The organism is Corynebacterium sp. HMSC074C05 (assembly GCF_001838325.1).
In the GTDB taxonomy this organism is placed as follows: domain Bacteria; phylum Actinomycetota; class Actinomycetes; order Mycobacteriales; family Mycobacteriaceae; genus Corynebacterium; species Corynebacterium amycolatum.
The window spans coordinates 234,065-251,991 of sequence record NZ_KV836280.1; the positions used below are offsets into that span (position 1 = coordinate 234,065).

At 57.2% G+C, this 17,927-nt stretch carries 13 protein-coding genes; 8 read left to right on the forward strand and 5 right to left on the reverse strand.

Annotation, left to right across the window (positions count from 1 at the left end; translation table 11 throughout):
* Positions 1-167: 167 nt before the first annotated feature.
* The 3 genes from HMPREF3042_RS11100 to HMPREF3042_RS01875 form a co-directional block, all read right to left on the reverse strand.
* Entirely contained in the window at positions 168-242 is a 75-nt protein-coding gene (locus HMPREF3042_RS11100; RefSeq protein ID WP_014300525.1) for a 50S ribosomal protein bL37, read from the reverse strand.
* A 75-nt stretch (positions 243-317) separates the two neighbouring features.
* Positions 318-587: a WhiB family transcriptional regulator gene (locus tag HMPREF3042_RS01870; protein ID WP_005511107.1), complete on the reverse strand. Its 270-nt coding sequence runs from the start codon at positions 585-587 to the stop codon at positions 318-320.
* Positions 588-1,072: 485 nt separating this feature from the next.
* Positions 1,073-2,179 (reverse strand): diacylglycerol/lipid kinase family protein, encoded by a 1,107-nt coding sequence (locus tag HMPREF3042_RS01875; protein WP_246822283.1) that lies wholly within the window; start codon positions 2,177-2,179, stop codon positions 1,073-1,075.
* A 100-nt stretch (positions 2,180-2,279) separates the two neighbouring features.
* On the opposite strand from HMPREF3042_RS01875, the gene HMPREF3042_RS01880 reads away from it, so the two are divergent.
* Positions 2,280-2,738 (forward strand): hypothetical protein, encoded by a 459-nt coding sequence (locus tag HMPREF3042_RS01880; RefSeq protein WP_246822284.1) that lies wholly within the window; start codon positions 2,280-2,282, stop codon positions 2,736-2,738.
* Here HMPREF3042_RS01880 and HMPREF3042_RS01885 read toward each other — a convergent pair.
* Positions 2,735-4,066 carry an Rv3212 family protein gene (locus HMPREF3042_RS01885; RefSeq protein WP_070601193.1) on the reverse strand — a complete coding sequence of 444 codons (1,332 nt, stop codon included), beginning with the start codon at positions 4,064-4,066 and terminating at the stop codon, positions 2,735-2,737. The two genes, HMPREF3042_RS01880 and HMPREF3042_RS01885, sit on opposite strands and share 4 nt — an antisense overlap.
* 69 nt (positions 4,067-4,135) lie before the next feature.
* Positions 4,136-5,500 (reverse strand): DEAD/DEAH box helicase, encoded by a 1,365-nt coding sequence (locus HMPREF3042_RS01890; protein ID WP_070855905.1) that lies wholly within the window; start codon positions 5,498-5,500, stop codon positions 4,136-4,138.
* A 94-nt stretch (positions 5,501-5,594) separates the two neighbouring features.
* Here HMPREF3042_RS01890 and HMPREF3042_RS01895 point away from each other — a divergent pair, with 94 nt between their 5' ends.
* The 7 genes from HMPREF3042_RS01895 (at position 5,595) to HMPREF3042_RS01925 (ending at position 17,910) form a co-directional block, all read left to right on the forward strand.
* Positions 5,595-5,819, forward strand: coding sequence for a DUF3107 domain-containing protein (locus HMPREF3042_RS01895; protein ID WP_070855906.1), 225 nt, complete (start codon positions 5,595-5,597; stop codon positions 5,817-5,819).
* Positions 5,819-6,727, forward strand: a complete 909-nt coding sequence (locus HMPREF3042_RS01900; protein ID WP_038627952.1) for a DUF3152 domain-containing protein — start codon at positions 5,819-5,821, stop codon at positions 6,725-6,727. The genes HMPREF3042_RS01895 and HMPREF3042_RS01900 overlap by 1 nt, the downstream gene beginning before the upstream one ends.
* Positions 6,728-6,736: 9 nt before the next feature.
* Complete coding sequence (locus tag HMPREF3042_RS01905) at positions 6,737-7,588, forward strand: TIGR02569 family protein (protein WP_038627955.1); 852 nt, start codon at positions 6,737-6,739, stop codon at positions 7,586-7,588.
* A gap of 102 nt (positions 7,589-7,690) precedes the next feature.
* Positions 7,691-11,041: an ATP-dependent helicase gene (locus HMPREF3042_RS01910; protein ID WP_246822285.1), complete on the forward strand. Its 3,351-nt coding sequence runs from the start codon at positions 7,691-7,693 to the stop codon at positions 11,039-11,041.
* A gap of 2 nt (positions 11,042-11,043) precedes the next feature.
* Positions 11,044-14,538 (forward strand): ATP-dependent helicase, encoded by a 3,495-nt coding sequence (locus HMPREF3042_RS01915; protein ID WP_070855908.1) that lies wholly within the window; start codon positions 11,044-11,046, stop codon positions 14,536-14,538.
* 115 nt (positions 14,539-14,653) lie between these two features.
* Positions 14,654-15,721, forward strand: a complete 1,068-nt coding sequence (locus HMPREF3042_RS01920) for a potassium channel family protein (protein WP_070652855.1) — start codon at positions 14,654-14,656, stop codon at positions 15,719-15,721.
* Positions 15,722-15,840: 119 nt separating this feature from the next.
* The gene (locus HMPREF3042_RS01925; RefSeq protein ID WP_246822287.1) at positions 15,841-17,910 is read left to right on the forward strand and encodes an ATP-dependent DNA helicase UvrD2; all 2,070 of its coding nucleotides are present in this window, start codon (positions 15,841-15,843) and stop codon (positions 17,908-17,910) included.
* The last annotated feature ends 17 nt before the right edge of the window (positions 17,911-17,927 follow it).

The following is a 17,927-nucleotide window of genomic DNA, read 5'->3' on the forward strand; positions in this document are numbered from 1 at the left end:
AATTCACGTGTCATAAACCTAGTCACTTTCAGACCTGCTACCCGTTGAGGTATCCGCTGGAGGCATAAAAAACTCCACCCCGTCCCTCGGTGCAATACCGAGTTGTGTCGGGGTGGAGTGAGATGTCTTAGCCGGCGATGGCTAAGACTTCTGCAACTAAGGGCAACTTAGCTGTTCGGACGCTTGCCGTGGTTAGCCTTGTTCTTACGGCGGTCCTTGCGCTTACGGCCACGCTTGCTCATAGCTGGGCTCTCTTTCTATCGGGTTAAACAGGTATCAACCGGTATAGATTACACGGTAAGGGGTAAGTCTTTTAATTAGACTGCGGTGCTGGTGCGAGTGCGACGAGTGCGGCCGCGGTTGCGACGGCGCTTCAGTGCGCGACGCTCGTCCTCGCTCATGCCGCCCCAGACACCTGCATCCTGGCCGGTCTCAAGTGCCCAAGCCAGGCACTGAGCAGTAACGGGGCAGCGGTTGCAAACGACCTTGGCCTTAGCAATCTGGGCGAGAGCCGGGCCGGAGTTACCGACCGGGAAGAAAAGCTCCGGATCCTCTTCACGACAAACGGCCTTGTGACGCCAATCCATGACAAACTCCTAAAACATTACGAGCCCCGGGTGAGGGCAGGGTTAAATTTCCTTGCGGGAAGGCAGCTCCGGAAATGGATTTCGTCAGACACGACAAATCGCCGTATCTCAACGAGGGTTGGGGTTCATTCCCGGTTGCCCAGGGGTATTAGGCATCTTGGGAGGGGCTACCTGTTGCATCGCCTATGCGACGGGAAAGGTAGTGGGGACTCACCAAAGAGTTTGCGCCTAAAAAGGCGAGACTTGCATGGTTGCACATCCAGTGAACTGCGTGCCTGTCTCGCTGACGATTTACATGTTTTCACGACTGGAGCGGTTCGTAAAGAGCAAAATGAATAAAAGTGCCAAACCTCACAGAAAAGTGAAGTTTTGGTTAAAACGCCAGGTCAAAACTAGCCCCTTGTGGGGGTGATTTTAGTTTTGGTAATTGCAGTAGTGAGGGTGTATGGCGCGTTTTTGTTGGCTTGTCAGTAAACAGTTACAGCTTAAGCCGGGTTTGCCTCGGTCTTTTGGCTTGTACTGAACAGGCGGCGTGTGCGATCCATGGCCTTTTTGGTCACCACAACGAGCAAGCGCTCGTCCACGGGGCGCGTAGCGACCTTCTTGGTGAACTGGTCCTCGGTGTAATCGTCGGCACGCGCCACAAAATTGATTGCGCCTTGCTTAACGCGGATGTTGAGGGAATCGCGCTGATTGATGTACTCGCCGTCCAATTGGAGACGAAGTGGAGCAGTAGCGGTGAGCTGGATGTGCTGAGCGTTGTCAACGCGTCGTTCGCGGGCTTCTATGTGGAAGGGGGAGCGCAGTCGGGTGAAGAAACCGGCCAAATTGGCTGCGGCGACAAGCCCCGTCACTCCCTTTAAAGAAGTGAAGCCATAAAACCCCAGGCCCCTGCGCAGTGACACAGTGGGGTTGGTGACGATGGGGAGGTCGCCGAGGAATGTCCATGGATTGGAGTTGGACACCACAGCCATTGCGAGATCGCGGCCAAATTCCTTGCCGTCGATAGTTGCGGTGATTTGTGGCGGGCTTTTGCGCAACTCGTTCCATGCGGTGAAAATTGCCGGCAAATAGCGCACGGCTTTGGCGCGGGTGCCGTTATGTCGGAGCTGTTCCATGGTGGAAATGACTTCCGCATCGATGCCGATACCGGCATTGACGACGAAGCATCGCTCTGCTGCATGTCCAACGCTAATAGCGCTGCGGGTTCGGGAGCGCAGCAGGCTTGCGATGTACCACGCGGCATCTACGGGGTCGCGGGGAATACCCAACGCACCCGCCAAGACGTTGGCGCTGCCTGTGGGAATTGTTGCGATGGCAGGCAGGTCAGTGGCAGGCAGTGCGGAGAATGGGTTGGAGTCCATGAGCCCATTGACAATCTCGTTAATGGTTCCGTCGCCGCCGAGGGAAATAATGACGTCGTAATCGCGAACCGTTATTCCCGCCACCATTTCCTCAGCATGGCCGGGGTAAGCGGTGAACATGGATGTTAAGCGGATCCCCTCGACTGAGCGAAGCGCCCGCACAATGCTGGGCATGCGTCGAGCAGAGTTACTGGTCGAATTCGGATTGGAGATTAGCAACGCACGCACAGGCACCAAGAGTAGTGCATGAACAGACTTGTGATGGGTGCATCGGTCGACTTGCCTCCAGGGTGTATTCATCGGTTCGCACCGGGCTAACATGTAGGGCGTGAGTAACCAGAAAAACAGCAGCAATGTGCCCAAATTGCGTACTACCGAACAGCTTGCGGCAGCCGACGGGCCGATGGCCGCGCCTCAGGTTGTCATGGTCGGTGCGTGGATCGGTGTCGCCGAATGTGCCCTCGGTCTGGGCTACGGAGTCTTCCTTCTGATTCGTGATTTGATGGGGTACCGCGACGAGGCCGCGGTCATTTCCGGTTGGGGTACCGCGCTGTGGTTCCTTCTCATTTTCGGCGCTGTTTTCGCTGGTGCGATTATGTTGCTGCGTGGCGCCCGTTGGGGGCGCGGGCCGATTATTATGCTCAACCTCTGCTTGCTGGGGGTGGCCTATTATATGTTCCGCTCGAGCGCTTTTCTGCTGGCTCTGCCGACGGCGGCAGCTTCAATTGCTGCGCTGGCCTGTATGTTTAGTCCGAAGGCGATTGATTGGGCTGCCCGCTCTTTTTAAGCTTCGATGGCGAACGCGTCGACTGACTCACCGCGCTGAACCAGTAGAGTGTCACCGACAACTGCAAGGCGCACGGGCAGTTCCGGCTTGTCCGCATCATTTACATGAGTGGACTTCGCAGCTGCAGGCAACGGGAGTGTGCCGATAATTTCGAGAGTTGAGGCATTCAATACCGCAACTCCGTCAGTGACTGGCATGAAAACATGCTCACCCCATGGAGCTGGGGTTCCTGTGGCCTCAGGAAACTCGAAATCCGGCGCCAGGGTGCTCGGGCGGAAGCCAAGTAATCCACGTGGCGACCACCACGTCATGTGATGGGGGAGATCCGTTGTAAAAGGCGCACGCGGGGCGTCGTCGTCGGAGTTAGCTTCAGCCGGTGCTGGACGCAGAGTAGTCTCACCCAGCGCCAACTCAGTTAGCATCGTGCCGTCCATACGAAAAACGCGGATGCGATTGTCTGCCAGTACCGCTGCCGTGTCCTGGCCAATCGATACCAGCGACATATCTGCAGTTACTGGACCAAGGTCAATATCGCTCTTGACCTCTGGTTTCCGCGATTCCTCCGGATTTGCCACCTGCATGACCAGGCGTCCGTGACCATCGCAGTTGTTGACAACGGCCAGCAGCTCCACGCGTGTGAGCGCACTGATAATCGAACACTCTGGGTGCGGCTGCATCTTCGGTTCCGGGGATGCTGGAATCTTGCCGTACTCGACTACTCGGACCAAGTCAGAACGCCACAGCTCCAGGAATCCAGAGTCGTAGACACCCGCGTATGAATTCGAGCGCACGGCGGCAGGGCTGTCAGCCGCAATCGATTTTCGGGTCGCGACATACTGCCCCGAATCGGGTTTGAGTGCAACGGTCTCACCGCAGCCAGCTGCCCCGCGAAAAGTCGCGAAAACTTGGCCATCACTGCCCGAGAGCGCACACAGCGGAATATCTCGTCGATAGTGCCAGCGCTCCGTGCCGTCGTTAAGCGAGATAGCACGCACGCCCCGGTCCTCAGCAACGATGAGGGAGTTGTCCATCACCAGTGGCGCCGGGGAGATGGTGTGCGTGCTTGTGCTTGCCGACGATTCGGTGGACCACACCGGCCGGAGAGTATGTGGCATTGCCTCCGGATCGTTCGCAGCCGGGGCTTGCATTGCCGAGCCGGCAGAAGCCGTCGTTTCAGTGCGATCGACCTTGCGGGCCGGGGAAGCGACCCATGTCCAACCGATGACTAGCACTACGGCGATGATGAGAATGACTGATGCGATTCGATTTCGACGCAGTCGGGTCTCTGCAGTGGTGGGCTCAGCGTTGGCTTGTGGTGACTGCAGCACGGTTGGAATGTCCTGTCGACGAGTGGTCGTGGAGAGAAGTGAGGCGGGGGAGTTGGCACGCGCAGCAGTTTAGCGGCGACGATGAGAATTGGAGTGGCCGTCCCGCCGTGAGTTTCGTCTTTGGCCGCGATTGCGATGATGAGGCTGTGAGCGGTTGTTTCGCGGACCTCTTCCGCCACGCCCGCGAGGTGGTCGGGACCCCAACACTGGGCGGGCTGGCCCGACCTTCTCATCGATTCCCTCGGGGATGTCAAGAGCTTCGGCGAGCTCGGGGGAGGTGGAAAACCACGTCGGAATCTCGGCCATGTCCAGGTCGAGAGCATCTGAAATAGCCTTCCACTTTGCGGTCTCATCCCAGCCGACGAGCGTAACGGCGACACCACTGTGTCCCGCCCGTCCGGTACGGCCGATGCGGTGGACATAAGTCATTTCGTCATCGGGCACCTGGTGGTTGATGACGTGGGTGACATCGTCGATGTCGATACCGCGAGCCGCGACATCGGTTGCGACCAGGACGTCGACGTCGCCATTGCGGAACGCCGTCAGTGAGCGCTCACGTGCAGGCTGGCCCATATCGCCGTGGACGGCGGTGACCAGGAAGCCCCGCTCGCCGAGCTGCTCAGCAACGGAAGCGGCACCACGCTTTGTACGAGCAAAAATGATGGTGCGCCCACGACCGTTGGCTTGCAGGATGCGGGCAATGACTGAAACCTTATCCATTTGGTGCGATTGGAAAACAATCTGCTTAGTGGTCTCATGGACTGTGGCCTCTTCCTCGCCTGATTCAGCGCGGATGTGCACCGGGCGATTCATAAAGGTACGTGCGAGAGTCAGAATAGGGCCCGGCATTGTTGCCGAGAAGAGCATGGTCTGACGTTCATCCGGCACCGCAGCCAGAATCTTCTCGATGTCCGGCAGGAAACCCAAGTCGAGCATTTCGTCGGCCTCGTCGAGAACCAAAATCTTTACGCCTGACAGCTCTAGATTATTGCGCTGGTAAAGATCGATGAGACGGCCCGGAGTGCCGACGATGATGTCCACGCCGCGGTCTAGCTGTTCAATCTGTTCCTCATAGGGGCGGCCACCGTAAATGGTGCATACACGCAGATTGGTTGAGTGCGCAGCGCGGGCTAAGTCCTCGCCGACCTGCACGCACAGCTCACGGGTGGGAACGACGATGATTGCGCGGGCAGTGCCATCCGGTTCTGGAATGCGGGCGTCATCAAAGACGCGGTCAATGAGGGGGACACCAAACCCAAGGGTTTTTCCCATGCCAGTACGGGCTTGGCCGATGATGTCCGTGCCGTCGAGCGCCAAGGGCAGCGTCAGTTCCTGGATGGCAAATGTGCGGTTGATTCCTTCGTCGGCGAGTGCGTCGCAGATTTCCGCGGCGACCCCCAATTCGACGAATGTCGGGGACTGGGACTCTGCCACGGCGACTCCTTTGCTGTTTGTAACCTCACGTGACACGACGGCTTAATCGGTCTCTCTAATCCTAGCCGCTTTGGGAATGGTTATGATGTCACCTATGGACATCACTATTGGATTTGCAGACAATACGCGTGAGCTGAGCATTGAAAACGTCGCTGGTGGCGAGGAGGTCAAGGCTGCGATTTCCCAGAAGCTGGCTGCTGGCGAAGGTGTGATTGAGCTCAGTGACGGCGCTGGTCAGAAGTACCTGATTAATGCTGACAAGGTCGCCTACGTCCGTACCGGTAATAACGCAGACCGTAAGGTTGGCTTCTTCGCCTAATGACGCAAGAACCCTTTCTCGTACGCATTGCAAGGAGTTGGGGGTGGCGAGCCTATGCCATCCCCGTACTTGTGGTGCTCACAGTCATCATTCTCTTCGACATCTTCACTGCTGAAGATGATTCTCCAGGTTCCGGCAATGGCACTGTCACCTCGCAGAGTGGTAACAGTCGCCCTGGTCCGGTGCCCGGTGAGGGGTACGGTGATGGTTACGAGGGAGGACAGTTGCCACCTGGTCCGGCCTTTGCCACGGAACCCTCGGGAAATTTTAAAGATGTCACCGTGGCGCATCCCCGTGTCGGGGAGGGGCGCCGCAATGCGATCAGGTATTCCGTGGAAATTGAAGACAACATTGATGTTCCTTCAATTGGTGGCGAGCGCGCCTTTGCGGAGACGGTGAACTCGATTCTGGCCGATCCACGTGGCTGGACAGCTAATCCAGATTTTTCTTTCGAGGCAGTGCCTCGCGATCAGGATCCGACGATTGTCGTGCAGCTTTCCGCGACTGGAACCGCACATCAGCTGTGCGGAAACACCTTGGGAATGGAGACCTCCTGTTACCTGTCTGGGCAGCGGGAAGGTGAGCCTGGGCGCGTGGTCGTCAGTATCGCCCGGTGGGTTCGAGGTGCCCTGCCTTTTGAGGGGGACCTGGGATTGTATCGCCAATACCTTATTAATCACGAGGTTGGGCACGGACTTGGGTACGCGGTTCACGAGCCCTGCCCGAGGGATGGCGGTATCGCGCCAATCATGATGCAGCAGACCCTGAGCGTGTCGAACGATGAACTGCATGAAATCGACAGCAGCGAGGTCTATCAGACCGATGGCAAGACGTGTTCTGTCAACGGCTGGCCGTATCCATTTGGGGCGGACGACGATACGGCCGCACCGACTCAGAAAGCAAGGTAGTAGCAGATTATGATTGCCACTCCTCCCGACCGTGTTTTGGAGGCCTTTGGTGCCGAGGGTGAGCCGCATCGTGCCGGGCGAGCTTGGGACAATGGCTGGGTCTACGACGATTCCATTGTCCTTTCGCCGGTACATAATTCGGCGCAGGCGCTGTGGTCTGCAAAGGTTCGCAGCGCGCTAGATGTCGATGGCGTCCGAGTGGCGAAATCCGTGCGTACCAGTGACGGCCGCTTGGTCATTGCTGGGTGGCAAGCCCGTCATTTCATTCCGGGGGGATTCGCGCCACGTGCCGATGAAACCATTGTTGCCGCTGGTCGCGTGGAAGAGTCGCTTGCCAGTATTGAACGGCCACAGTTCCTCCTTGATAAGGAGCCCGATTACTTCGTCATGTGTAATCGCGCAGCTTGGGAATCTGACCCAATCGGCATCCTCGAGCAGCTTCTCGACGCGGATAGCGTCCCCCGCGCCGATTGCGCCGAGGCTCTCACAATCTCCGGTGATCTTCTCCAGTTGCGGGCAGAGATGGTTGTGCCAACGGAGCTTCTGCAGGTCTGTCACGCAGACCTCGTCGGCACGCTGCTTTACGACGGCACGGCCGCCCCAGTTCTCACCGATATCGTGCCAGCATGGCGTGTCCGTGGTTGGACAGCTGCCTTAGCGGCAGTGGATTGTCTGTCCATGATGGGTGCTGATGAAGAGCTACTGCGACGCTTCGATCATTTGCCGGATTTCGGTCAGTTGCTCGTTCGTGCGATGTGCTATCGACTTTTTGTCCACGCTGTTAGTCCGGAATCGCAGCCGGGTGCGTATCGAGGTCTGTTCCGCGCGGCTTCGCTAGTTCGCGCATTTGTGTCTAAGTAGCGCCGGGCAGTATTCACGGGAGTTTTTGGGGCGGGGGTATTTTCCCCCAGGTTCGAATGTGTGTTCGAGTGCTTGTCCGGAGGTTGTGCCACAATGGTGCACATGAACGTAGATGGAATGCCGAAGGTTCGGTTCGTCCAGGAAGAACCTCCTCGTCGTCGGCAGTGGTTGGGTACTGCGGTAGAGGCGCTTTTCCCTTCCCATAATCAGGCGCTCGTGGTAGAGAACAAGCTTGTAGACCAGTCTGTTGTGCGCGTTTTAGGCGGCCCAGGGACTGGCAAGAGTTCGCTGCTGGCAGATCTCGCGGTGGACTACATGCAGGCGGGCATTCCGGCGGACAGTATTTTGGTGGTGTCGCAGTCAAAAGAGGCCGCCGCGGAATTGAGACGGGATATTGACAGGCGTTTTTCCTCTGAACTGGGGGAAGGCGGTTCGTTCGGGGCAGGTCAAGGTGGCATGGTGCGTGCCGTGCATTCACTTGCCTATGCAGTAGTACGTGATGCCGCCGTCAGTCGGGGAGAGCCTGAACCATCGTTGACCACTGGTGCACGCCAAGATGCTGTCGTGCGGCAGCTGTTGGCCGGTCATGCGGAAGATGGTGGTGCGTATTGGCCAGAGCGGTTGCGCCCGGCTCTTCCATTAGTCGGTTTTTCCCGTGCGGTTCGTGACTTTCTGCTGCGTGCAGCTGAGCGGGGGATTGATGCCCCGAGGCTTCAGCAGCTCGGCGTGGACCATGGCATTGAGTCGTGGTGTGCGGCTGGCAAGTTTATGGCGGAGTATCAGCAGACCATGCGGTTGGCGTGGGAGCCCAGCTTGAACGCCGCAGAGATTGTCTCTGCGGCATTGATGGAGCTGGATGCAGACGCGCAAGCACTGGCTCGGTGGGGAAAGTCGGTAGTGCTGGTCGATGATGCTGAACACCTATCGCCGGAGGCTGCGCGTCTTGTGGATCGGTTTGTGTCGCAGGCGGCGGTGGCCGTCATTACTGGTGATGAAGATCAATCGGTATTTCACTTCCGCGGTGCTAATAATGACTATCTCCGGGGGATTGGTGAGGCCGAGTACAAGGCAATCCACTTGCAGCAGTCTTACCGCTGTAACGCTGATATCGCGGATTTAGTCAACGCAGTTTCTCAGCGCTTGCCTAAGGCTCCTGCATACCGTGGCATTGTTGGTTCAGTTGGAACACAAGAAGCTAGTGAATCCGACGTTGGAAACAACAGCGAGACCGTCGCAGCGGAAAACTCGTACGCAGCTAAAAGTGCAGTAAAAATAGCTATTCATCCCTCTGAACGTGCACAGCGAGCCACAGCCGCGGACTACTTCCGGCGCCTTCATATTGACGAGGGGGTGGCATGGAAGGATATGGCGGTCATTGTCCGGTCCGGTGCAGGGGAGTCCCCTCTGTTCCGTGCATTGTCGCGTGCGGGGGTGCCTGTGCAGATTGACCCAACGGACATCGTGCTAAGTCATCAGCGATTGGTGCGAGCGCTGATGGTGGCGTTGCGGGCAACTATGAACCAGCTCGATGACGTGGAGTGGGAGGAGTTTCTCTCCGGCCCACTGGTCAACATGGATCCGATTGTCAAAGAGCGTCTGCTGCGCGGAATCCGAAAGGCCGACCTGTTCGGTGGAGCCGCGATGACTCAGCTCATCGGAATCTTGAAGGCAGATGGACTCACAACTGAGCAGCTGGAGCTTATTGAGTCTCTGTCGCAGCGTGAACGTCAGGCACTGCAGGTGCCGCTGGATCTGTTGAGCGCAGCGCGTGAAGCGTTGCGCGATGGTGTGGAAGCAACTTTGTGGGCAATTTGGCAGTCCACTGGTTTGGCAGACCATCTGGTGGCGGCATCGTTGCGCGGCGGTACAGCTGGAGCATCGGCTGACCGCGACTTGGATGCTGTGATGGCACTGTTCGACTTTGCTGGTGACCGTGTGGAGTTGAATCCAAAGCTGACGGTTGACGGTTTTATCGCTTCTGTGGAAGAACAGGAGCTGCCCATCGGCGCACGTGACCGTAGCGGGGTAGAGCGCGACGCCGTGCGCATTCTCTCAGCGCATGCGGCTCTGGGCAGGCAGTGGAAGGCAGTAGCAGTTGTCGGAGTACAGGAAGGCCAGTGGCCCAGCCTCGGTGTGACTGGCTCGGTGATGAAGCAGAACGAGTTCATCGGTCTCGTCGACCACGGGATTGCACCGCGGGAGTACATCAATTCCATGGCGGATGCGCTAGCGGAGGAGCGTCGTTTGCTGCACGTCGCGGTATCACGGGCTAGCGACAGGGTACTGCTGACCGCAGTCGATTCTCCTGATGATGTTGGAGTTCCCAGTCCGTTTGTTATCGAGCTCGTTGAAAAGCTCGGTAATTCGGCGACGGAGTTGGCGAAGCAGTCAGAAGCCTCTTCGGCTGCGAACGGAGTCGGGGCTACGGCTAATGAAGCAGACACCGGCAATCCGGATGTTGCAGAGGCAGAAGATTCCAAATGGGCCGGTGAAGGCCTGCCACGGGTGCTCTCTGTGGAGTCACTGCTGGCAGAACTGCGTGCAGCCGTTGTAGACGATGCGGAGACTGAGACGCGGCGTCGACAAGCTGCACGTCAACTCGCGCGATTGGCGCAGGTTGAGGTTGCTGGCGCACATCCAGACACCTGGTGGGGGCTCCGTGCACCGTCGACCTCGAAGCCGGTAAATGACAAGAAGCCGATGAGAATCAACCCCTCCAAGGTGGAAGCAGCCCTGAGTTGCCCGCTGAAGGCCATGCTGGATAAATCAGCACCGACATCGGCCATGTATTTAGGCTCTCTACTTCATCAGGCGGTAGAAGCCGTAGCCAAGGGAGTGACTGTGCCTGAGGCGCAGTCCGAAATCCGGCGTGTGTTTGGTGACCTGTCCGATGATCCGGAGTGGCGTAAGCGTACTGAGGAAGACACCTGGTTGACAGCGCTGGAGGATTGGCAGCGGTGGATTGAGACTAAGAAAGATATCGGGACCGAGGTTCCGGTAAAAGTCACCATCAACGATGACATCGTGATTGTCGGACGAATCGACCGATTGATTGAAGACGCTGATGGCGCAGTTCAAATCGTCGATATTAAAACCGGTAAGACAGCGCCCTCCGGTAAAGAAGTAGAAGGACACGCACAGCTAGCTACATATCAGCTGGCGTTGTCGAGGGGGAAGCTCGTTGAAAGCGGAGATGGGCTTGCTGTGGGCAACGGCGAAGGCATTGAACAATCTGGGGCATACCTGGTATTTCCGCGAAAGTCACACAATAAGACCATTATCACTAGCCGAGAACAGTCAAAGCTCACGGAAGACAAGTTGGCTGACTGGGAGCGTCGCGTGGAGCAGGTAGCACGTGCGACGTCTGGCCCGCGTGCCTTGGCGCTCGCTGGCGATCATTGCAAGTTCTGCACGCTTTCGAAGGCGTGCCCGGCAGCAGAAGGGAATCGGTAGTCATGTCGGAGGAACGAACCATCGTTGATCCCGTCACCCTGTCGGAGATGATGGGCCAGGACTTTCCGCCCACCCCGCAACAAGCGGCGGTAATCGGTGCACCGATGGAACCAATGCTTGTTGTCGCCGGTGCCGGTGCTGGTAAAACAGCGACAATGGCTGCCCGTGTCGTGTGGTTGGTCGCCAATGGCTTTATCCGCCCAGAAGAAGTTCTAGGTTTGACCTTCACCAGGAAGGCAGCGCGCGAGCTCGGCGTCCGTATCCGCCAACAGCTCAATGCGCTCGCTTCCTCTCCCGCATTTCGTGCACAGGCTTCACCAGAGGTATTAGCAAGCCTCGAGGTCATTGCCCCAACCACGCTTACTTACGATGCCTATGCCTCTGAAGTCGTGAGCAATTATGGTCTTTTGCTGCCGACGGAGCCGGGGGTCACCATTATGGATGGCGCGACGCAGTGGCAGTTGGCTTGGGAAACCGCTCGTAATGTGAAGGAAATTGATGTCGATATTGCACCATCGACGCTGGCCAGTCGCATTATTGAGCTGGGGGCGAACATCGACTCAAACCTTTCTTCACCGCAGGCGATTCGCGAGGAAACCGAAGCATTCATCAGCAATATTGAGCAGACCCCGCAGAAGGGTAAACGCGAGGGGCTAATTGGCGATCTACAGGGCATCGTCGATAAGCAGCGAGAGAGATTAGAGATTTTGCCGCTGGTAGAACAGGTTCGAGCTCGGTGCAATGAAGAAAATGTCGCCACCTTCGGTATGCAGATGGCTCGTGCGGCCCGACTAGCCACCGACTTCGCGGAAGTCGGAGAGGAGGAGCGGCGTCGCTTTAAGATCATCATGCTCGACGAGTACCAGGACACGTCGCACACACAGCGGCTGTTCCTGCGTGCGCTGTTCTCCGGTGGTTGTGTCACCGCTGTCGGTGATCCGATGCAGGCAATTTATGGCTGGCGAGGAGCAACTGCCGAAAACCTTGTGCAGTTTGTCAATGATTTTCCGCGGTCGGATGGGCAGCCAGCGGAGAAAAAGCAACTGACCATTTCCTGGCGAAATCCGCAGTCAGTGCTGCAGCTTGCTAACGCAGTCTCCGACCGTGCTTTCGCGGGGCAGGCTCGTACGGTAGAGGCACTGGATGCCGGTCCAAAAGCAGGTCAGGGCGAAGTGCAGCTTGCTTTCACGGCAACCGGTGAGGAAGAAGTTGCATACATCGCAGACTGCATGGAGGCGCAATTACGCGAATGCGAAGCAGCTGGCAACAAGCTCGATGCCGCCATCCTGGTTCGGACAAATGCTGAATCGGCTGTCTATTTAGATGCACTGTCTGAGCGGGGGGTGCCTGCAATCATTGTGGGACTCGCTGGATTGCTGCACTTGCCCGAGGTCATGGATATCACCTCGGTGATGAAGATATTGGTCGACCCCAGTTCAGACCAGGATGCTCTGCGTCTGCTGCTCAGCCCACAGTTCAATTTGGGTGCCGCAGACGTGGAGGCACTTCGCACTCGTGTAGACCAGCTGGCAATGGCAGGCAAGGACGAGTTGGCTCGAAAGAAGGGCAACGTCGAAGAGACTTCAGACTCCTCACCGCTTTCCCAGCTCGCTTGCCAGTATGACAAGCTCGTGGAAGATGCCGAAGCAGCATCGTCTGCGGTGGGGCTGGGGCATGCCATCGCCGACCCGGATATTCGTTTTTGCGACGGCACCCCGCTGGCGCGCGGCAGTGTGGAAAAAAATGGGCGATTGGTCTGCAGCGAGTCACTGAACTACACAGATGAAGCAATGGCGCGCATCGCACAGTTGGGTGCAAGCCTACGAAAACTACGTCGGTTCTCGCTGAATAAGCCTCTGCCGGAACTGGTCGAGGACATCGCTACTGAGTTTGGAATTCGCGTAGAAGCAGCGGCTGGACAGTACGGTTCCGCTACCGCGATAACCAGGCCGACGACTGCGCATCTGGATAGGTTTGTCGATATCGCTGCGACGTATTCGCAAAATATCTCGGACGATGTGACAGGGTTTTTGAACTATCTGGAATTCGCTGTTGAACACGATGATGGTTTGGAACGGGCACCTATGAACATGCCGGAAAACTGCGTCCAAATCATGACTATGCACAAGTCAAAGGGGCTGGAGTGGGAAACGGTTGCCGTTCCGGGCATCACCACCAGCAAGTTCGACAAAGTTGATTTGTCATCGTGGCTCACCAATTCAGTTCAGCTGCCTCCTGGTGCAATTACTCAAGTGGATCCGTTAACGGCTAGTGCAGAAACAACAGAGGATGCAACACAGCTTGCAGCAAACGATTGGGCTCCCGTCGCTGATTCTGTCGATAGCAATGCCCCCGAACTGGACATATCAGGCGCTGATAACCAGACCGACCTCAACAAGGTGATCAAAGCCTACAAGGAAGAGCTGCGAGAAGTGGAGAGGGAAGAAAAACAGCGCCTCTTCTACGTTGCCATGACCCGCTCTGCAAAAAAGCTCATTGTTACTGCAAGCAGGCGGCCTAATCCGAGCTTGAAGAATCCCACTGACGTGTCGGCAGACTTCGGAGCCATCGCCACGCAATTCAGTGACTATGTGGTGTCGTGGACAGATGGGGAGGACCCTGAGGTAGAGGACACCGAAGTCGATTTAGACTGCGACACTGCGGTTGATGGGGTGGTCTGGCCCGTCGATACCCTGGGGAACCGCCGAGATAGTGTGCAGCGAGCAGCCGAAAATGTCATGCGCTACATGGGCGAACACCAGGATGAGCGCCCTATTGCAGGTGACCTGTCTGAGGTATGGGAAACGGAAACGACCATTCTCGTGGATGAAATCCTTCGGGCTAAGGCCGCGGAGATTCATCTACCAATGCCGACAAGCATGTCCACTAGCGAATACCAAGCCATGATTGCGGATCCGGTCGCGTTTGCTCGTCGGAAAGCACGCCCGGTGCCGTTTAAGCCAAACCGATTCGCCCGCCGAGGTACGGCATTCCACGCTTGGTTGGAGAATCGCTTCGGTGCACACAGCCTGCTGGACGATGAGGATCTCTTCGGGGATCAACTGGATGACTTCCTCGGCACAGAACAAGTCGCGTCCGAACGCGAACTTGAGAAGTTGAAGGCGAATTTCGAGGCATCCGAGTGGGCTGACCGCACGCCAGTGCATGTGGAAGTGCCGTTTGAAATTGCCATTGGGCAACGGCGGGTCGTCGGCCGAATCGACGCGGTGTTTAAGGACAACGGGAAGTGGAGCGTCATTGACTGGAAGACAGGCCAGATGCCGCGCGGAAAGGAAAGGGAAGTAGCGGCGCTACAGCTGGCGATTTACCGCTTGGCGTGGTCGGATAGGCTGCGTGAGATGGGAGTGGAAACGGCCCCCGAAGACATTGAAGCCGGATTCTTCTATGTTTCGGCAGGACGAACGCTAATACCAGATGAAGCGCTACTGCCAAGCAGGATAGAGTTGGACAGGAAAATGCGCGAGCTGATTGGATAATCATCTACGTATGTAACTGCCGCGTGGCCGTGGCCAGTTATCCAGGTGAAAGCTGCAGTTTGTATGCGCTATTTTTCACCGGGAGGAGTTTTCATGAAAGGCAGGCGAGGAGCGGTTGCGTAATCCAATTCGGAAATCTTCGGGATACGAAACCGGGCTCAATGATCTTCCCGGGCATGCACTGCTGGGAGTCATTGGTCTGCCTGAGTCCGCGCCGAAGAATCCTTGGCGGCTAATCATACGTCGTTTGAACTACGCCGTGTTTTTGCTGCTGGTTGCATCCGTCGTGGTCTACTACGACCACGACGGATACACGGAGCCTCTCACCTTCATCGATGCGGTGTATTACTCGGCTGTCAGCCTGTCGACGACGGGCTACGGTGACATCACGCCGGTGACTCAGAGGGCTCGATTACTCAATATTTTGATCATTACGCCACTGCGTGTGGCCTTCCTTGCTCTCTTGGTCGGTACTACTCTGACCGTTTTGACCCAAGAGTCTCGGAAAACCCTGCAAATTCAGCGCTGGAGGAGACAGTTGCGCAACCACACCGTCGTTATCGGATACGGCACCAAGGGTCGTTCTGCCATTGCAGCTCTTCTCGCGGACGGCGTAGATCCGGCAGAAATCGTTGTCATTGATACGGACAAGGAAGCACTCGACCACGCTTCGAATCAAGGCTTGGCGACGGTGCATGGGTCGGCTACTAAATCTGATGTGCTGAAGTTAGCTGGTATTCAGCGTGCCCGCTCTATAGTCGTTGCACCGAACAAAGATGACACAGCGGTGCTGGTCACGTTGTCTGTCCGCGAGTTGGCACCGGGTGCCTCAATTGTGGCTTCAGTGCGTGAATCAGAAAACCGCCACTTGTTGACGCAGTCAGGTGCGGACCAAGTGGTCATTTCTTCTGAAACCGCCGGCCGAATGCTGGGGCTGGCCACAGTGACTCCTTCGGTGGTGGAGATGATGGAAGACCTCCTGAGCCCGGATGAAGGATTCTCTGTTGCAGAGAGGCTCGTCACCGAAGAGGAAATCGGTGCCAGCCCACGGCATCTCGCGGATATTGCACTCGGTGTGGTGCGCTCGGGTGAGCTGTACCGAATTGATTCACCGGAGTGTGAATCGGTGGAGCCAGGCGACCGGCTGCTGTACGTCCGCCGTGTCTACAGCAATGACGAATAGCACTCGACAAGTTTAAAAATGGGGTCTAACAACTTTTGACTTACTCAGAGGCGGATGTGAACGAGCCGGACTATCTAGCTGGGCTGGATCCAGATCAGCGCGAGGCAGCCACGGCTCCGATGGGGCCGGTGTGCATTCTTGCCGGAGCCGGTACAGGTAAGACCCGAACAATTACTCATCGCATCAAGTACCTCATTGACCAGGGGTTTGTGCAGCCGCAAAAGGTATTAGCGGTGACATTTACCTCGCGTGCCGCAGGGGAGATGCGCGAACGCCTGGCAAAGATGGGAACGCCTGGAGTCCAGGCGCGCACTTTCCACTCGGCATCACTTCGCCAGCTGCGCTACTTCTGGCCCCAAGTCGCCGGTGATATGCCCTGGCAGCTGTTGGATGACAAGAAATTCCGTGTTGTCGCCCAAGCAGTACGTCGAGTGGGCTTGGACACCTCTAAGGAAACAATCCGAGATGTCATGGGCGAGATTGAGTGGGCTAAGGCCACTCTGGCCGGTGCGGATCAGTACCAAGCCGCGCTGCGGGAGCATGGGCGCACGGCGCCTCTGTCTGCGGAGAAAATTGTCGATTGCTATCGCGCTTACGAGGACATAAAAACCACCCCTGACGGGCTATTGCTCGACTTCGACGACCTACTCATTCACACCGCCGGTGCGATGGAGAATTCCCGTGCAGTGGCGGAGGAATTCCGCAACCAGTATCGGTGCTTCGTCGTCGATGAGTACCAGGATGTCACCCCGTTACAGCAGCGAGTTCTCAACGCCTGGCTGGGAGACCGTGACAACCTGACAGTTGTCGGGGACGCCAACCAGACGATTTACTCTTTCACAGGCGCGACTCCGCAATACCTGATGAACTTCTCTCGGGACTACCCGGAAGCCACAGTGGTCCGCCTGCAGCGGGACTACCGATCGACCCCACAGGTCGTCGAGCTGGCCAACAATGTCATCGGCCGTGCGCAGGGACGTATCGCCGGCTCGCGGCTGAAGCTGATTGGGCAGCGTGAAGACGGCCCGGAGCCGACTTTCAATCAGTACGACGATGAGCCGATGGAAGCTCGCGCGACCGCGCGCAGCATCAAGCGACTTATCGACGCGGGTACGCCGGCATCGGAGATTGCCGTTTTATACCGGATTAACGCACAGTCCGCAGTTTTTGAGCAGGCTTTGTCCGAGGTAGGAGTCGCCTACCAGGTTCGTGGCGGGGACGGTTTCTACCAGCGTCCCGAGATTCGCGATGCCATCGCAGCACTTGTGCGAGTTTCCCGTTCCTCACGGACTGTTCCGACATTGCAGGGCACGAATCTGTTGGATTTGGTCAAGCAGGTTTTCGCGGGTCTTGGCATGACTGACCAAGAGCCGGAAGGCACTGGTGCCAGGGAACGTTGGCAGTCACTGCGCGCCCTATTCGACCTGTGTAAGGACATCGTTCATGCCAACATCGAGGTCAATATCCAGGCGCTCCTCGGTCAATTGCACACTCGGCAGCAGGCCAAGCATCCGCCGACGCTGGATGGCGTGACGTTGGCTAGCCTGCATGCAGCCAAGGGGCTGGAGTGGGATGCGGTGTTCCTTGTTGGGCTTACCGACGGTTCGCTGCCTATCCAACATTCGCTGAATAAATTCGACCGATCTCCTGCACAGGGAGCGGAAGCCATCGAGGAAGAGCGCCGTCTGTTCTATGTCGGCATTACTCGAGCCCGTGAACATCTGGAGCTATCTTGGTCATTGTCGAGGACAGAAGGCGGCCGCAGGTCACGTCGCCGCACACGATTCCTCGATGAACTCGACATTGATGTCTCTGACTACTCGGCGGAGGCACAGCGAAGCTCAAGGAGCTCTAGTTCCCGTGGTAAGCGTCAGCAGTCCAAACAGTGCAAGGGCTGCACTAAGCCATTGCACACCGATGCGGAGCGGATCTCAGGGCGCTGTGAAGAGTGCCCGGTCAGTGCGGATCCTGCGCTACTGGAAGCATTGCGTGCATGGCGCCTGGAAATGTCGAGAGAAATGACTGTCCCCGCATTCGTGATCTTCTCCGATGCGACCCTTCTGGCCATCGGTGAGCAGCAACCGACTACGCCGGAGGAACTTCTGCAGATTCCCGGAATTGGAGAAGCGAAGCTCAATCATTTCGGCGAAGGCATCTTGGGAATCGTCAATTCTTTTGTGAATTCCTAGTCAGATTCTGCTCAAGG